25 protein-coding genes and 1 other RNA gene are annotated in these 13103 nt (G+C 45.2%); all 26 read left to right on the plus strand.

The features are described from left to right. Positions 1–61 precede the first annotated feature (61 nt). The 26 genes from H7A79_RS13715 to rplO all read left to right on the plus strand — a co-directional run bounded on the left by H7A79_RS13715 (position 62) and on the right by rplO (position 13095). Positions 62–526, plus strand: a complete 465-nt coding sequence (locus tag H7A79_RS13715) for a hypothetical protein (protein ID WP_135034802.1) — start codon at positions 62–64, stop codon at positions 524–526. Next, entirely contained in the window at positions 526–825 is a 300-nt protein-coding gene (locus H7A79_RS13720) for a cell division protein ZapA (protein WP_135033353.1), read from the plus strand. Before H7A79_RS13715 ends, H7A79_RS13720 begins: the two co-directional genes overlap by 1 nt. 5 nt (positions 826–830) lie before the next feature. Next, positions 831–1008, plus strand: a non-coding RNA gene (gene ssrS / locus H7A79_RS13725) — 6S RNA. A 195-nt stretch (positions 1009–1203) separates the two neighbouring features. Continuing rightward, on the plus strand, positions 1204–1632 hold the full coding sequence (rplM, locus tag H7A79_RS13730) for a 50S ribosomal protein L13 (RefSeq protein WP_187000547.1): 429 nt from the start codon (positions 1204–1206) through the stop codon (positions 1630–1632). A 9-nt stretch (positions 1633–1641) separates the two neighbouring features. Beyond that, positions 1642–2034, plus strand: coding sequence for a 30S ribosomal protein S9 (rpsI, locus tag H7A79_RS13735; protein ID WP_135034798.1), 393 nt, complete (start codon positions 1642–1644; stop codon positions 2032–2034). An 879-nt stretch (positions 2035–2913) separates the two neighbouring features. Continuing rightward, positions 2914–3762: a GNAT family N-acetyltransferase gene (locus tag H7A79_RS13740; protein ID WP_135034794.1), complete on the plus strand. Its 849-nt coding sequence runs from the start codon at positions 2914–2916 to the stop codon at positions 3760–3762. A 463-nt stretch (positions 3763–4225) separates the two neighbouring features. Next, positions 4226–4870: a 50S ribosomal protein L3 gene (gene rplC, locus H7A79_RS13745; RefSeq protein WP_187000548.1), complete on the plus strand. Its 645-nt coding sequence runs from the start codon at positions 4226–4228 to the stop codon at positions 4868–4870. Further along, the gene (gene rplD, locus H7A79_RS13750) at positions 4870–5490 is read left to right on the plus strand and encodes a 50S ribosomal protein L4 (RefSeq protein ID WP_135034791.1); all 621 of its coding nucleotides are present in this window, start codon (positions 4870–4872) and stop codon (positions 5488–5490) included. The genes rplC and rplD overlap by 1 nt, the downstream gene beginning before the upstream one ends. Continuing rightward, positions 5487–5801, plus strand: a complete 315-nt coding sequence (gene rplW, locus H7A79_RS13755; protein ID WP_187000549.1) for a 50S ribosomal protein L23 — start codon at positions 5487–5489, stop codon at positions 5799–5801. Before rplD ends, rplW begins: the two co-directional genes overlap by 4 nt. A 5-nt stretch (positions 5802–5806) precedes the next feature. Then, a complete protein-coding gene (rplB, locus tag H7A79_RS13760; RefSeq protein ID WP_187000550.1) occupies positions 5807–6640 on the plus strand; it encodes a 50S ribosomal protein L2 in 834 nt (277 codons plus the stop codon). Positions 6641–6645: 5 nt separating this feature from the next. Continuing rightward, positions 6646–6924, plus strand: coding sequence for a 30S ribosomal protein S19 (gene rpsS / locus H7A79_RS13765; RefSeq protein WP_135034788.1), 279 nt, complete (start codon positions 6646–6648; stop codon positions 6922–6924). A gap of 8 nt (positions 6925–6932) precedes the next feature. Next, the gene (gene rplV / locus H7A79_RS13770; protein ID WP_135034785.1) at positions 6933–7262 is read left to right on the plus strand and encodes a 50S ribosomal protein L22; all 330 of its coding nucleotides are present in this window, start codon (positions 6933–6935) and stop codon (positions 7260–7262) included. Between the two features lie 9 nt (positions 7263–7271). Then, positions 7272–7973 (plus strand): 30S ribosomal protein S3, encoded by a 702-nt coding sequence (gene rpsC / locus H7A79_RS13775; RefSeq protein ID WP_135034783.1) that lies wholly within the window; start codon positions 7272–7274, stop codon positions 7971–7973. Next, the gene (gene rplP / locus H7A79_RS13780) at positions 7957–8373 is read left to right on the plus strand and encodes a 50S ribosomal protein L16 (RefSeq protein ID WP_135034781.1); all 417 of its coding nucleotides are present in this window, start codon (positions 7957–7959) and stop codon (positions 8371–8373) included. The genes rpsC and rplP overlap by 17 nt, the downstream gene beginning before the upstream one ends. Continuing rightward, entirely contained in the window at positions 8373–8564 is a 192-nt protein-coding gene (gene rpmC, locus H7A79_RS13785) for a 50S ribosomal protein L29 (protein WP_135034779.1), read from the plus strand. The genes rplP and rpmC overlap by 1 nt, the downstream gene beginning before the upstream one ends. After that, positions 8564–8827 carry a 30S ribosomal protein S17 gene (gene rpsQ / locus H7A79_RS13790; protein WP_135034777.1) on the plus strand — a complete coding sequence of 88 codons (264 nt, stop codon included), beginning with the start codon at positions 8564–8566 and terminating at the stop codon, positions 8825–8827. The genes rpmC and rpsQ overlap by 1 nt, the downstream gene beginning before the upstream one ends. A gap of 233 nt (positions 8828–9060) precedes the next feature. Then, on the plus strand, positions 9061–9429 hold the full coding sequence (gene rplN, locus H7A79_RS13795) for a 50S ribosomal protein L14 (protein ID WP_187000551.1): 369 nt from the start codon (positions 9061–9063) through the stop codon (positions 9427–9429). Positions 9430–9441: 12 nt separating this feature from the next. Further along, positions 9442–9765: a 50S ribosomal protein L24 gene (gene rplX, locus H7A79_RS13800; RefSeq protein ID WP_135034773.1), complete on the plus strand. Its 324-nt coding sequence runs from the start codon at positions 9442–9444 to the stop codon at positions 9763–9765. Between the two features lie 9 nt (positions 9766–9774). Next, positions 9775–10314 (plus strand): 50S ribosomal protein L5, encoded by a 540-nt coding sequence (gene rplE, locus H7A79_RS13805; protein WP_135034771.1) that lies wholly within the window; start codon positions 9775–9777, stop codon positions 10312–10314. 3 nt (positions 10315–10317) lie between these two features. Then, positions 10318–10623 carry a 30S ribosomal protein S14 gene (gene rpsN, locus H7A79_RS13810; protein ID WP_187000552.1) on the plus strand — a complete coding sequence of 102 codons (306 nt, stop codon included), beginning with the start codon at positions 10318–10320 and terminating at the stop codon, positions 10621–10623. A 14-nt stretch (positions 10624–10637) separates the two neighbouring features. Continuing rightward, positions 10638–11030: a 30S ribosomal protein S8 gene (gene rpsH / locus H7A79_RS13815; protein WP_135034767.1), complete on the plus strand. Its 393-nt coding sequence runs from the start codon at positions 10638–10640 to the stop codon at positions 11028–11030. Between the two features lie 12 nt (positions 11031–11042). Further along, the gene (gene rplF / locus H7A79_RS13820; RefSeq protein ID WP_187000553.1) at positions 11043–11576 is read left to right on the plus strand and encodes a 50S ribosomal protein L6; all 534 of its coding nucleotides are present in this window, start codon (positions 11043–11045) and stop codon (positions 11574–11576) included. Between the two features lie 14 nt (positions 11577–11590). After that, positions 11591–11944, plus strand: a complete 354-nt coding sequence (gene rplR, locus H7A79_RS13825; protein ID WP_135034763.1) for a 50S ribosomal protein L18 — start codon at positions 11591–11593, stop codon at positions 11942–11944. A gap of 17 nt (positions 11945–11961) precedes the next feature. Beyond that, positions 11962–12480 (plus strand): 30S ribosomal protein S5, encoded by a 519-nt coding sequence (rpsE, locus tag H7A79_RS13830; protein ID WP_135034761.1) that lies wholly within the window; start codon positions 11962–11964, stop codon positions 12478–12480. Next, positions 12473–12658 carry a 50S ribosomal protein L30 gene (gene rpmD / locus H7A79_RS13835; protein ID WP_135034759.1) on the plus strand — a complete coding sequence of 62 codons (186 nt, stop codon included), beginning with the start codon at positions 12473–12475 and terminating at the stop codon, positions 12656–12658. Before rpsE ends, rpmD begins: the two co-directional genes overlap by 8 nt. A 2-nt stretch (positions 12659–12660) precedes the next feature. Continuing rightward, positions 12661–13095: a 50S ribosomal protein L15 gene (rplO, locus tag H7A79_RS13840; protein WP_135034757.1), complete on the plus strand. Its 435-nt coding sequence runs from the start codon at positions 12661–12663 to the stop codon at positions 13093–13095. The last annotated feature ends 8 nt before the right edge of the window (positions 13096–13103 follow it).

Here is a 13103-nt window from a genome sequence, read left to right on the forward strand (position 1 = left end):
TATTTGACAGCCCCCGTTATCCCTACTATGCTTGCCCAGTAACCAACCGAGCGTACACAACATGAATCAGTTATTAGACAAACTCGAAGTCAATGTTTACCAGCTGGCGCAGAAATTCGAAACCCAGCTCGGTGAAAACAAACGCCTGCAAGAAGAAACCATCCGCCTTAACGAAGAGCTTTCCCGTCAGCGCCTGGCGCAGGAGCAGCAGAAAAACGAACACAGGGCCGCAGTGGACGAATTGAGCGAAGCCTTGATGGTGCAGATGAGCAAGCTCAAGGCGGACATGGAAACGCAACACCGCAACACCATCGAAACCATACAGAGCCGGCACCTTGCTGCCACCGAGGCCGAGCAGGAAAAGCACCGCAGCGTAGTCGGGCAGATGCAGGCGCAAATCAATGCATTAACCGTTGAAAACCAAAAATACCGCAATGCTTTGGGTGCCAATGCCGAACATCTGCGCTCCCTGCTCGCCCGCCTGCCGCAGGAGGCCGAAACAACAGCACAAGAGGGCTTAAATTAATGAGTATCCAACAAGTCAGCCTCGAAATCATGGGGCGATCTTTCACCATCGGCACCCCCGCCGAAGAAAAAAACACGCTGCAGCAAGCCGTTTCCATGCTCAATCAGAAATTCGACGCCATCAAACAAAGCGGCCGCATCGTTGAAACCGATAAAATCGTGATCATGGCCGCGCTCAATCTCGTGCACGATCTGCTCAAGATGCCGATGAAAGACGATTTGGCAATCGGCGATTTTGAGCGTAAAATAACCGACATGACTAATGCTTGCGAAAAAGTTTTAAGTAAAACACAAGCCTGATTTTCTTTTCCCTGCGGTGTTCGCGAAGGCATACATTCCTTTGAACCAATACGTTCGCTTCAGGTTGCCGGGAGTTGCAGTGGGCGTGAGCGTCTGTACAGATGTACCCGAAACTGCCCGAGGCAGCCGCCTTGTCAGCAAGGTTCAAGCGGATTCCGCCTAAACGGCACTTGCGGGGATTCCCCATACCGATACACCTCCTGCGAAGGGCGGTATTTCATTCGATATACGGTGCAGAAAAACATTCCGACTTTGGGTGTCTCCCCGATTTTCTTTGTTGATGCGGAGCCTTATCACGAAAGCCCCTAAACTGGATTGACAGCCGTTGTAATTCCCTATAAAATAGGTAGCTTTCTATATCTGTTTGGATTAGCTTTTATGAAAACCTTTTCAGCCAAGCCGCATGAAGTAAAGCGCGAGTGGTTTGTGGTTGATGCCCAAGACAAAGTTCTTGGCCGCGTTGCCGCAGAAATCGCCCGCCGCCTGCGCGGCAAACACAAGCCCGAATATACCCCTCATGTCGATACTGGCGACTATATAATAGTGATTAACGCCGATAAACTGCGTGTAACCGGCAACAAGGTGCTTGATAAAAAATATTATCGACACTCAGGCTTTCCTGGCGGTATCTATGAGCGCAACTTTTCCGAAATGCAGGAGAAATTTCCCGGGCGCGTTCTGGAAAAAGCCGTTAAAGGTATGCTGCCCAAAGGCCCCTTGGGTTATGCCATGATTAAAAAACTGAAAGTGTATGCCGGTTCTGATCACTGCCATGCAGCCCAACAACCCAAAGTTTTAGAAATCTAAGGACACGACATGAACGGTAAATATTACTACGGCACAGGCCGCCGAAAAAGTTCAGTGGCTCGTGTATTTTTGCAAAAAGGCACTGGTCGGATTATCGTAAACGGCCGCCCCGTTGATGAATTTTTCGCCCGCGAAACCAGCCGTATGGTGGTTCGCCAACCTTTGGTGTTGACCGAGAATGTTGAATCTTTCGACATCAAGGTTAATGTAACCGGGGGGGGGGAAACCGGTCAGTCAGGTGCTATCCGCCACGGTATTACCCGTGCATTGATTGATTATAATGCCGATTTGAAATCTGCTCTGTCTCAGGCAGGTTTTGTTACCCGCGATGCTCGTGAAGTTGAGCGTAAAAAACCGGGTCTGCGCAAAGCCCGCCGTGCCAAGCAGTTTTCAAAACGTTAATCCGTTTTGCAGTTGGTGTTCAAAATCCCTGCTGAATATGCAGGGATTTTTGTTTTGGATGATGGGAGTTGTCGGAATATTGCGGCGGATGTTTTTCAAAAAGTCAATTCAAGCCTGAAAATACAAATGTTGGAAATAACCGTATTGTTTACGCAGCCGGTCGGGACGGCAGGCCTGTATATCGAAAGAAGCCTTTTCAGACGGCATGAAGGTATTTTGCAAGGACATGGATGTTGGAAAAGGTCGGGTTGTTTACACTTTTTATGCCAAACAGCTTTTGTTTTTTTGCTGGAATGATGGTTTCGTGATTTTGGAGCATTCTCAAGAACGATGCGGCTTCGCCGTGCCTTTCGGCATTCTTGACAACCCTCAAAAATCCCAAAATGGGTCTGCATGCAAAAAACGGAAAGTGTAAACAACGCTGGAATTTCCTACACATGAGATTGTTTGAGGCATCCGACCAGCTCTTTCTGTGGGGTGGCAGCTGTTACCGGTTCAAATAGTAGTGTTGACGGCGTTGCACTTCAAATTGTCGGAATTGGGTTGGGTGGTGATGCAGTGCCGGTAGGCGCGTAGGCGGGTGTTATACGGCATTGCCTTCTGAGCGCGGTAAACAATGTTGGTATTTTTGCACTGTAATTGACATGGCGAAGTAAGAATTTTGCGACATAAAAGTAAATTTGTTTCTTATTTTCAAATATTTTTTGCATATTGACGGCAGTGAAATAAATGGTGGGGGCTGCCGAGTTTGGCCGAATGTTTTGCAAGATGCTTCAATATTGGCGGTGTGTCCCCCTCCCCTCTGTAAATCTTTAGGGCTGCCCGGCTGTCGGGTATAATCCATACTTTCATCCGACAACTCCCTTTGGAGAACCGCTCATGTTAATTTGCAACCCCTATGAGATTGTGATTCACGGCACCACCGGAAACGGTAAGGTGTTCCGCCCTAGTGATTGGGCGGAGCGTTTGTGCGGCATTCTGTCATCGTTCGACAAAGGCCACCGCCTCTCTTATCATGAATGGGTGCGTCCGATTCTGGTTGATAAAATCCGCTGTGTGGCGGTAGATAAAAAGTTGGAGGAAATTAATCCGCCGATGTTTCGTTTTTTGATGGACTTTGCTGCAGATAATGATTTACGCGTGATGGATTGTAAAGCACTGATAGACGAGCGGGCGAAAGAGGATGTTGGCGCGGGGCAAGAGCGTGTATCGCTGTCGCAGGCTATTCAGGAAAAGCAGGCTGTAGAGCAACAAGCTGCAACAGTTGGAGCCTCATTGGCGGCAGAGAGCGTGTTGCGTGAAATCAGTGCGGAGGATACCGCAGTTGCTTTTGCTGCGTTGAGTATATTGAGGTCGGGTATCACTGATGTAACCCGTTTCGTGGAGCAGGTCAATAAGCGGCAGCGTCCGCAAGGCTACCGGCTGTTCGGTATTTTTGAAGAAGGCAAAGCCAATGCTGTGGCTGTTTGTGGTTTTCGCGAGAAAATCGATTTTGCGAGTGGCCGCCACCTTCATATTGACGATATCGTTACCATTCCTCATGGTCGTAGTAAAGGCTATGCTGCCCGTTTGTTGGCTGAAGTGCGCCGTATTGCAGAAGAAGGGGGTATAGGCAAAATCCGGGTGTCGTCTGACGTGGGTAGTGAACGCACTTCCGCGCACCGTCTATATTTTGAAAACGGTTTTGAAATTGACGCTTTTCATTTCTCTTGCAAGATTAACGGGTAACTTTGGTGTTAAGGTGAATACGCTCTGCCACGTAAAGGATATATCGTGAAATATTTGTATTCAGCCGCTCTTGCTGTTTTGTTGGCAGCCTGCGCCCAGTCAGGCGGCGGCCATAGCCAGCTCTACGGTGAAATTAAGGGAGGAGTGGAAACTTCGAGAACCCGTATTGGGCAATAGATAATATAAAGATAATAAATTTGTCAGGCTGTATATTTTTAGCTTATAGGCCGTCTGAAAAATACGGTTTGTGTAAACCGTATTTTTCAGACGGCCTATAAAAATGTAAACCGTTGCTTGCTTTAAAAGCAGTCAAGATAGAAACAGTTTTTAAAACAAAGTTTTTCTTGAAAGATGTTTGCCGGCTGTGTTATAGTGCACTGCTTGGCAGTGTGCCAAGTATGTTTTTTTTGTGCAATAGCTGATCAATCGTAATCAGCCCTTTATTAAAAAAAGGAAAATAATCATGACGTTAGGTCTGGTTGGGCGCAAAGTGGGCATGACCCGTGTGTTTAACGAACAGGGTGCTTCTGTTCCGGTAACCGTGTTGGATATGTCTGCTAACCGCGTCACTCAAGTAAAATCCAAAGATACCGATGGCTATGCCGCCGTTCAGGTTACCTTTGGTCAGAAAAAAGCAAACCGTGTGAACAAAGCCGAATCCGGTCACTTCGCCAAAGCAGGAGTGGAAGCGGGGCGGGGCTTGATGGAGTTTGCTGTTTCTGCGGAAAAATTGGGCGGGTTGAAGGTGGGCGGAGAAGTTACCGTTGCCATGTTTGAAGCCGGTCAATTAGTCGATGTAACCGGTACCTCTAAGGGTAAAGGTTTCTCGGGTACTATCAAGCGCCATAATTTCGGCGCGCAACGTACTTCTCACGGTAACTCCCGTTCGCACCGTGTTCCCGGTTCTATCGGTATGGCGCAAGATCCCGGCCGTGTATTTCCGGGTAAGCGTATGGCCGGTCAATATGGTAACACTAGGGCAACTGTCCAAAATCTGGAAATTGTGAGAGTGGATGCCGAGCGCCAGCTGTTGTTGGTCAAGGGTGCCGTTCCCGGGGCAGTAAACAGTGATGTGGTGGTGCGTCCCAGTGTGAAGGTAGGTGCGTAATGGAATTAAAAGTAATTGATGCTACAGGGCAGGTTTCGGGCAGTTTGGCTGTTTCCGATGTTTTATTTGCCCGTGAATACAATGAAGCGTTGGTTCATCAGCTGGTTACTGCTTTCTTGGCAAATGCCCGCTCAGGCAATCGTGCTCAGAAAACTCGTGCAGAAGTAAAGCACTCTACCAAAAAGCCGTGGCGTCAGAAAGGTACCGGTCGTGCGCGCTCCGGTATGACCTCTTCTCCGCTGTGGCGCAAAGGGGGGCGTGCGTTTCCCAATAAGCCTGATGAAAACTTTACCCAAAAAGTCAACCGAAAAATGTACCGTGCCGGTATGGCGACTATTCTGTCGCAATTGGTTCGTGACGAGCGTCTTTTTGCTATTGATGCGCTAACCGCTGAAACACCGAAAACGAAGGTATTTGCAGAACAGGTGAAAAATCTAGGCTTGGAGCAGGTTTTGTTTGTTACCAAGCAGTTGGATGAAAATGTTTATCTGGCTTCGCGTAATTTGCCTAACGTATTGGTTTTGGAAGCCCAGCAAATTGATCCTTACAGCTTGCTGCGTTACAAAAAAATAGTGATAACCAAAGATGCGGTTGCACAGTTGGAGGAGCAGTGGGTATGAATCAGCAACGTTTGACTCAAGTGATTTTGGCACCTGTTGTTTCCGAAAAAAGCAATTTGTTAGCCGAAAAGCGCAATCAGATGACTTTCAAAGTATTGCCCAATGCAACCAAGCAGGAAATCAAAGCTGCTGTTGAGTTGCTGTTTGGTGTCGAAGTAGTTTCTGTAACTACTGCGACCACTAAAGGCAAAACTAAACGTTTTGGCCGCACTATCGGCCGGCGCAGCGATGTGAAAAAAGCTTATATTGGCTTGGCTGCCGGTCAGGAGTTGGATTTGGAAGCTGCTGCGGCAACTGCAGATAAGGAATAAGTAACATGGCTATTGTAAAAATGAAGCCTACCTCTGCTGGCCGTCGCGGTATGATTCGCGTAACCACGGAAGGTTTGTATAAAGGTGCGCCGTATGCCGCTTTGGTTGAGAAGAAGAGCTCTACTGCCGGTCGCAATAATAACGGCCATATCACCACCCGCCACAAAGGTGGCGGGCATAAGCACCACTACCGTGTGGTGGACTTTAAGCGTAATAAAGACAGTATTCCTGCAAAAGTAGAACGCATAGAGTATGATCCGAACCGAACTGCTCATATTGCCCTGTTGTGCTATGCAGACGGCGAGCGCCGCTATATTATTGCTCCGCGTGGTGTTAAAGTGGGTGCGGTATTGGTTTCTGGTGCTGAATCTGCGATTAAAGTGGGAAATACCCTACCTATCCGCAATATCCCAGTGGGTACAACCATTCATTGTATTGAGATGAAGCCGGGGAAAGGTGCGCAAATTGCACGCTCTGCTGGTGCTTCTGCGGTATTGCTTGCCAAAGAAGGTGTTTATGCTCAGGTTCGTCTGCGCTCGGGAGAGGTGCGCAAAATCCATGTGGATTGCCGTGCCACTATCGGGGAGGTGGGTAATGAAGAGCAGAGTCTGAAAAAAATCGGTAAAGCTGGAGCTAACCGTTGGCGCGGTATCCGACCGACTGTACGTGGTGTGGTAATGAATCCGGTTGACCACCCTCATGGCGGTGGTGAAGGTCGTACTGGTGAAGCGCGCGAGCCGGTTAGCCCGTGGGGTACGCCTTCCAAGGGCTATCGTACTCGTAACAACAAACGCACGGACAATATGATTGTTCGCCGCCGTTACTCAAATAAAGGTTAATTGATATGGCTCGTTCATTAAAAAAAGGCCCATATGTAGACCTGCATTTGCTGAAAAAAGTAGATGCTGCTCGTGCAAAAAACGACAAACGCCCGATTAAAACGTGGTCGCGTCGTTCAACTATTCTGCCTGATTTTATCGGTTTGACTATTGCTGTACATAATGGCCGTACCCATGTGCCGGTGTTTATCAGCGACAATATGGTCGGCCATAAATTGGGTGAGTTCTCATTGACCCGTACCTTTAAAGGCCACTTGGCTGATAAGAAGGCTAAAAAGAAATAAGGTGAATCATGAGAGTAAATGCACAACATAAAAATGCTCGTATCTCTGCACAGAAAGCCCGCTTGGTTGCAGACTTGATTCGAGGCAAAGACGTTGCTCAAGCTTTGAATATCTTGGCATTTAGCCCGAAAAAAGGTGCTGAACTAGTGAAGAAGGTGTTGGAGTCTGCTGTTGCCAATGCAGAGCATAATGACGGCGCCGATATTGATGAGCTTAAAGTGGTTGCTATTTTTGTTGACAAAGGGCCGAGTCTGAAACGTTTTCAGGCACGTGCCAAGGGTCGTGGTAACCGCATTGAAAAACAAACCTGTCATATCAATGTGACAGTAGGCAATTAAGGAAAAGCTATGGGACAAAAGATTAATCCTACCGGCTTTCGCTTAGCGGTAACCAAAGACTGGTCTTCAAAATGGTTTGCAAAAAGTAGCGATTTTTCAACTGTTTTGAAGCAGGATATTGATGTCCGCAACTATCTGCGCAAGCGCTTGGTGAATGCTTCTGTTGGTCGCGTTGTGATTGAGCGTCCGGCTAAATCTGCCCGTATTACCATTCATTCTGCCCGACCTGGTGTAGTAATCGGTAAAAAAGGTGAAGATATTGAAGTATTGAGACGTGATCTGCAAAACCTGATGGGCGTGCCGGTGCATATCAATATTGAAGAAATTCGTAAACCTGAGCTAGATGCGCAAATTATCGCCGATGGTATTGCTCAGCAGCTGGAAAAACGTGTTCAATTCCGTCGTGCTATGAAACGCGCTATGCAAAATGCTATGCGTGTTGGCGCAAAAGGTATCAAAATAATGACTTCCGGTCGGTTGAACGGTGCAGATATTGCCCGTAGCGAATGGTACCGTGAGGGGCGCGTTCCGCTGCATACTTTGCGTGCAAATGTTGACTACGCAACTAGTGAGGCTCATACTACTTACGGTGTTTTGGGTTTAAAAGTTTGGGTTTATACTGGCGAAGGCGGTGAAAAAGTAGTTCAAGTTAAGCCAGAGCAAGAGAAGAGACAAAGAAAAGCAGGAGGTCGTCATGCTGCAACCAACTAGACTCAAATACCGTAAACAGCAAAAAGGTCGTAATACCGGTATTGCTACCCGTGGTAATAAGGTGAGTTTTGGTGAGTTCGGTTTGAAAGCGATTGGTCGTGGTCGTTTGACTGCGCGCCAAATAGAAGCGGCTCGTCGTACTATGACACGGCATATTAAACGCGGTGGCCGCATTTGGATTCGCGTATTTCCTGATAAACCCATTACTGCAAAACCTGCAGAAGTTCGTATGGGTGGGGGCAAAGGTTCTCCAGAGTATTATGTGGCTGAAATCCAGCCCGGTAAAATGCTGTATGAAATGGATGGAGTATCAGAAAATTTAGCTCGCGAGGCATTTGAATTAGCCTCTGCTAAGCTGCCGATTCCGACAGTATTTGTGGTGAGACAGGTGGGGCAATAATGAAAGCGAATGAATTGAAAGACAAATCGGTGGAGCAATTGAATACGGATTTGCTTGATTTGCTGAAAACTCAATTTGGCCTACGTATGCAAAATGCTACTGGCCAATTAGGTAAACCTAGTGAATTAAAGAGAGTGCGTCGCGATATTGCCCGTGTCAAAACCATCTTAACTGAAAAAGGTGCTAAGTAATGAGCGAAACTAAAAATGTTCGTACTTTGCAGGGCAAAGTGGTTAGCGACAAAATGAATAAAACCGTTACCGTGTTGGTGGAGCGTAAAGTTAGGCACCCTCTTTATGGTAAAATTATCAGCCGTTCAACTAAGATTCATGCCCACGATGAGCAAAATCAATACGGTCTTGGTGATGTGGTTGTAATTGAAGAAACCCGCCCTTTGTCCAAAACCAAGTCTTGGGTTGTTAAAGAGCTGGTAGAAAAAGCCCGTTCCGTTTAAAAATTAAGACAGAATGGCTTAAAAAAGAAACGAGGTCTTGCATCAAGGTAAATTTATATGTAGACTTCGTTTCTTAATACTTCAGTTTTTCTTCTGAAAGTTTCTTCCCTTCGGGATCCAAGACTGGTTTACTAGAATCTTTATCAAGATATCAGATTGCTGGATACTAAAATTTTGGTATTTTAAGCTTTCTGAAAAAGGTAAATTAAGTTGGTTTTTTTAAAGGTAAAAAAATGATTCAAATGCAGACCATCTTAGATGTGGCTGATAACTCGGGTGCGCGTCGCGTGATGTGTATCAAAGTTTTGGGTGGGTCTAAGCGTCGCTATGCTTCCATTGGCGACATTGTTAAAGTTGCAGTGAAGGATGCAGCTCCCCGCGGTCGAGTGAAAAAGGGTGATGTTTATAATGCAGTAGTGGTTCGAACTGCGAAAGGTGTTCGTCGTCCCGATGGGGCTCTAATCAAATTTGATAATAACGCGGCGGTTTTATTGAATAACAAACTTGAGCCTTTAGGTACGCGCATTTTTGGTCCAGTAACTCGCGAGTTGCGCACAGAGCGCTTTATGAAAATTGTTTCGTTAGCCCCTGAAGTTTTATAAGGATTAGTAGTAATGAACAAGATTATTAAAGGCGATAGAGTAGTTGTTATTGCTGGCAAAGATAAGGGTAGACAAGGCCAGGTGCTTAGAGTGCTGGGAGATAAAGTTGTGGTTGAGGGTGTTAATGTTGCTAGGCGGCATCAAAAATCGAACCCGATGCGTGGAATTGAAGGCGGCATAATTATCAAAAATATGCCTTTGGCTATTTCAAATGTTGCTATTGTTAATCCTGAAACCAATAAGGCTGATCGTGTGGGTGTCAGATTGGTTGAGAGTGATGGAAAAATGAAACGTGTTCGCTTTTTCAAATCTAATGGTTCTATTATTGGAGTATAAGGAGATAAGATGGCTCGTTTGAGAGAGTTTTATAACAGTACGGTGATCCCTGGGTTGGTGAAGCAGTTTGATTACAAATCGGTTATGGAGGTACCTCGTATTGAAAAGATTACTTTGAATATGGGTGTTGGCGAGGCTGTTGCCGATAAAAAAGTAATGGAACATGCTGTTGCAGATTTAGAGAAGATTGCTGGTCAAAAGCCTGTAATAACTATGGCACGTAAATCTATTGCGGGTTTTAAAATTCGTGATAACTATCCGGTTGGTTGTAAAGTAACACTGCGTCAAGATCGAATGTTTGAATTTTTAGATCGCTTGGTGACGATTGCTTTGCCGCGTGTGCGTGATTTCCGTGGGGTAAGCAGTAAATCTTTTGATGGTAGCGGTAACTATAATATGGGTGTTCGAGAGCAAATTATTTTTCCAGAAATCGAATACGACAAAATTGATGCTTTGCGTGGCTTGAATATCACTATTACAACAACTGCTAAAACAGATGAGGAAGCAAAAGCCCTGTTGTCGTTGTTTAAATTTCCATTCAAAGGGTAACTTATGGCTAAAAAGGCACTTATCAACCGAGAAATAAAACGTGTTGCTTTAGCGAAAAAATATACCGCTAAGCGTGAGGCTATTTTTGCTGTTATTAATGATTCGAATGCTTCGGATGAAGAACGTTTTCAGGCACGTTTGAAGCTTCAGGCGATTCCACGTAATGCTGCACCTATTCGCCAACGTCGTCGTTGTGCTTTAACTGGTCGGCCACGCGGTACTTTCCGGAAGTTTGGTTTAGGCCGTATTAAAATCCGTGAAATTGCTATGCGTGGCGAGATTCCGGGTGTTGTTAAAGCTAGCTGGTAATAGGAGTAATAATTATGAGTATGCATGATCCTATTTCCGATATGTTGACTCGTATCCGAAATGCACAGCGTGCAAATAAAACTGCAGTGGCTATGCCCTCTTCTAAGCTGAAGTTTGCTATTGCTAAAGTTTTGAAAGAGGAGGGTTATATTGAAGATTTTTCGGTTTCTGTAGATGCAAAACCTATCTTGGAAATCCAGTTGAAATATTATGCGGGTCGTCCCGTTATTGAGCAAATTAAGCGCGTATCTCGTCCTGGTTTGCGTATTTATAAGGCCTCACGCGAAATTCCTAGTGTAATGAATGGTTTGGGTATAGCAATTGTTAGCACTTCTAAGGGTGTAATGACTGACCGTAAAGCACGTTTTGAGGGCGTGGGTGGTGAGTTATTATGTATCGTTGCCTAGTGGAGAAGAAATATGTCACGTGTAGCTAAAAGTCCAGTGACTGTTCCTGCTGGCGTAGAAGTAAAATTTGGAACAAATGCTATTGTTGTTAAAGGTAAGAATGGTGAATTGTCTTTACCATTAACCGATAATGTAGTTATTGAATTAAATGATGGTCAATTGACCTTTATGGCTAAAGGTGATAGTAAACAGGCTAATGCAATGTCTGGTACTGTACGGGCTTTAGTTAATAATATGGTTAAAGGTGTTTCTGAGGGTTTTGAGAAGAAGCTGCAGCTGATTGGTGTGGGGTATCGTGCTCAAGCTCAGGGTAAGGTGTTGAATTTGTCCTTGGGTTTTTCTCACTCTATTGTTCATAAGATGCCGGAAGGGATTTCAGTACAAACTCCAAATCAAACAGAAATTATTTTGGCAGGTGCCGATAAACAGGTTGTTGGTCAAGTTGCTGCCGAAATCCGCGCTTATCGCTCGCCAGAGCCTTATAAAGGTAAAGGTGTGCGTTATATTGGCGAAGTGGTGGTAATGAAAGAAGCCAAAAAGAAATAATTGAGGGTTTTCTGATGAATAAACATGTAATTCGGATCCGTCGTGCACGTAAAACCCGTGCTCGTATTGCAGATTTGAAAATGGTTAGATTGTGCGTATTTCGTTCAAACAACCATATTTATGCTCAAGTCATTAGCGCAGAGGGCAATAAAGTTTTGGTTCAAGCTTCTACTTTAGAAGTTGAAGTTCGCAATCAATTAAAATCAAGTAGTAATGTTGAAGCGGCAGCAGTTGTTGGTAGGCGTATTGCTGAGAAATCTAAAGCTGCAGGTGTTGAAAAAGTTGCTTTCGATCGTTCTGGTTTTCAATATCATGGTCGTGTGAAAGCTTTAGCTGAAGCTGCTCGTGAAAATGGTCTAAGCTTCTAAAGATTTGGAGATTTCAGATGGCAAAACATGAGGTTGAAGAGCGTGGTGACGGCTTAATTGAGAAGATGGTGGCTGTCAATCGTGTAACAAAAGTAGTTAAAGGTGGCCGTATTATGGCTTTCTCGGCTCTGACAGTAGTTGGTGATGGCGATGGGCGTATCGGCATGGGCAAAGGTAAATCTAAAGAAGTGCCAGTTGCTGTACAGAAAGCTATGGATCAGGCACGTCGTTCAATGATTAAAATACCTTTGAAAAATGGTTCTATTCATCATGAAGTGATTGGTAAGCATGGTGCAACCCGTGTATTCATGCAGCCTGCTAAAGAAGGTAGTGGTGTAAAAGCAGGTGGGCCTATGCGTTTGGTTTTTGATGCTATGGGTATTCATAACATTTCGGCAAAGGTACATGGTTCTACTAATCCGTATAATATTGTACGAGCTACATTGGATGGCTTGTCTAAGCTATATACTCCTGCTGATATTGCTACAAAACGCGGTTTGACTGTTGAGGATATTTTAGGAGTTAATTATGACTGAGCAAAAGACAATTAAAGTAACTTTGGTTAAAAGTTTGATTGGTACTATCGAAAGCCATCGTGCTTGTGTGCATGGTTTAGGTTTGCGTCATCGTGAACATGCTGTGGAGGTCTTTGATACTCCTGAAAATCGTGGCATGATAAATAAAATTAGATACTTGCTGAGAGTGGAGTTTTAAATATGTTTTTAAATACTATTCAACCCTCCGAAGGTTCGACTCAAGCTAAGCGACGTATGGGTCGTGGCATTGGTAGCGGTTTGGGTAAAACTGGTGGTCGTGGCCATAAAGGTCAGAAAAGCCGTGCAGGCGGTTTTCACAAAGTGGGCTTTGAGGGGGGGCAAATGCCTTTGCAGCGCCGTCTCCCCAAGCGCGGTTTTAAATCATTCACCTCGGTTGAAAATGCCGAAGTTAGATTAGATAAACTGGAATTGGTTGCTGTAAATGAAATTAGTGTATTGGTTTTGAAACAGGCTGGCTTAGTAGGCGCAGATGTATCGAATGTAAAAGTTATCGCTTCTGGAGCCATCAGTAAGGTGGTCAATTTGAAAGGTATTAAAGCTACTAAAGGTGCTAGAGTAGCTATTGAGGCTGCTGGCGGTAAAGTAGAAGAATAAGATTTGGA

Origin of the sequence: Neisseria musculi, from assembly GCF_014297595.2 — a bacterium.
Taxonomy (GTDB): Bacteria; Pseudomonadota; Gammaproteobacteria; order Burkholderiales; family Neisseriaceae; genus Neisseria; species Neisseria musculi.

Bases quoted from the DNA above. Each gene is read 5' to 3' on its own strand.
- rpsQ (WP_135034777.1), top strand. From the start codon at position 8,564: ATGAGCGAAACTAAAAATGTTCGTACTTTGCAGGGCAAAGTGGTTAGC.
- rplN (WP_187000551.1), top strand. From the start codon at position 9,061: ATGATTCAAATGCAGACCATCTTAGATGTGGCTGATAACTCGGGTGCG.
- rplM (WP_187000547.1), top strand. From the start codon at position 1,204: ATGAAAACCTTTTCAGCCAAGCCGCATGAAGTAAAGCGCGAGTGGTTT.
- rplD (WP_135034791.1), top strand. From the start codon at position 4,870: ATGGAATTAAAAGTAATTGATGCTACAGGGCAGGTTTCGGGCAGTTTG.
- rplR (WP_135034763.1), top strand. From the start codon at position 11,591: ATGAATAAACATGTAATTCGGATCCGTCGTGCACGTAAAACCCGTGCT.
- rpmD (WP_135034759.1), top strand. From the start codon at position 12,473: ATGACTGAGCAAAAGACAATTAAAGTAACTTTGGTTAAAAGTTTGATT.
- rplC (WP_187000548.1), top strand. From the start codon at position 4,226: ATGACGTTAGGTCTGGTTGGGCGCAAAGTGGGCATGACCCGTGTGTTT.
- rpmC (WP_135034779.1), top strand. From the start codon at position 8,373: ATGAAAGCGAATGAATTGAAAGACAAATCGGTGGAGCAATTGAATACG.
- rpsH (WP_135034767.1), top strand. From the start codon at position 10,638: ATGAGTATGCATGATCCTATTTCCGATATGTTGACTCGTATCCGAAAT.
- rplW (WP_187000549.1), top strand. From the start codon at position 5,487: ATGAATCAGCAACGTTTGACTCAAGTGATTTTGGCACCTGTTGTTTCC.
- rplB (WP_187000550.1), top strand. From the start codon at position 5,807: ATGGCTATTGTAAAAATGAAGCCTACCTCTGCTGGCCGTCGCGGTATG.
- rpsI (WP_135034798.1), top strand. From the start codon at position 1,642: ATGAACGGTAAATATTACTACGGCACAGGCCGCCGAAAAAGTTCAGTG.
- rpsE (WP_135034761.1), top strand. From the start codon at position 11,962: ATGGCAAAACATGAGGTTGAAGAGCGTGGTGACGGCTTAATTGAGAAG.
- rplF (WP_187000553.1), top strand. From the start codon at position 11,043: ATGTCACGTGTAGCTAAAAGTCCAGTGACTGTTCCTGCTGGCGTAGAA.
- rpsS (WP_135034788.1), top strand. From the start codon at position 6,646: ATGGCTCGTTCATTAAAAAAAGGCCCATATGTAGACCTGCATTTGCTG.
- H7A79_RS13720 (WP_135033353.1), top strand. From the start codon at position 526: ATGAGTATCCAACAAGTCAGCCTCGAAATCATGGGGCGATCTTTCACC.
- H7A79_RS13715 (WP_135034802.1), top strand. From the start codon at position 62: ATGAATCAGTTATTAGACAAACTCGAAGTCAATGTTTACCAGCTGGCG.
- H7A79_RS13740 (WP_135034794.1), top strand. From the start codon at position 2,914: ATGTTAATTTGCAACCCCTATGAGATTGTGATTCACGGCACCACCGGA.
- rplE (WP_135034771.1), top strand. From the start codon at position 9,775: ATGGCTCGTTTGAGAGAGTTTTATAACAGTACGGTGATCCCTGGGTTG.
- rplP (WP_135034781.1), top strand. From the start codon at position 7,957: ATGCTGCAACCAACTAGACTCAAATACCGTAAACAGCAAAAAGGTCGT.
- rplO (WP_135034757.1), top strand. From the start codon at position 12,661: ATGTTTTTAAATACTATTCAACCCTCCGAAGGTTCGACTCAAGCTAAG.
- rpsN (WP_187000552.1), top strand. From the start codon at position 10,318: ATGGCTAAAAAGGCACTTATCAACCGAGAAATAAAACGTGTTGCTTTA.
- rpsC (WP_135034783.1), top strand. From the start codon at position 7,272: ATGGGACAAAAGATTAATCCTACCGGCTTTCGCTTAGCGGTAACCAAA.
- rplX (WP_135034773.1), top strand. From the start codon at position 9,442: ATGAACAAGATTATTAAAGGCGATAGAGTAGTTGTTATTGCTGGCAAA.
- rplV (WP_135034785.1), top strand. From the start codon at position 6,933: ATGAGAGTAAATGCACAACATAAAAATGCTCGTATCTCTGCACAGAAA.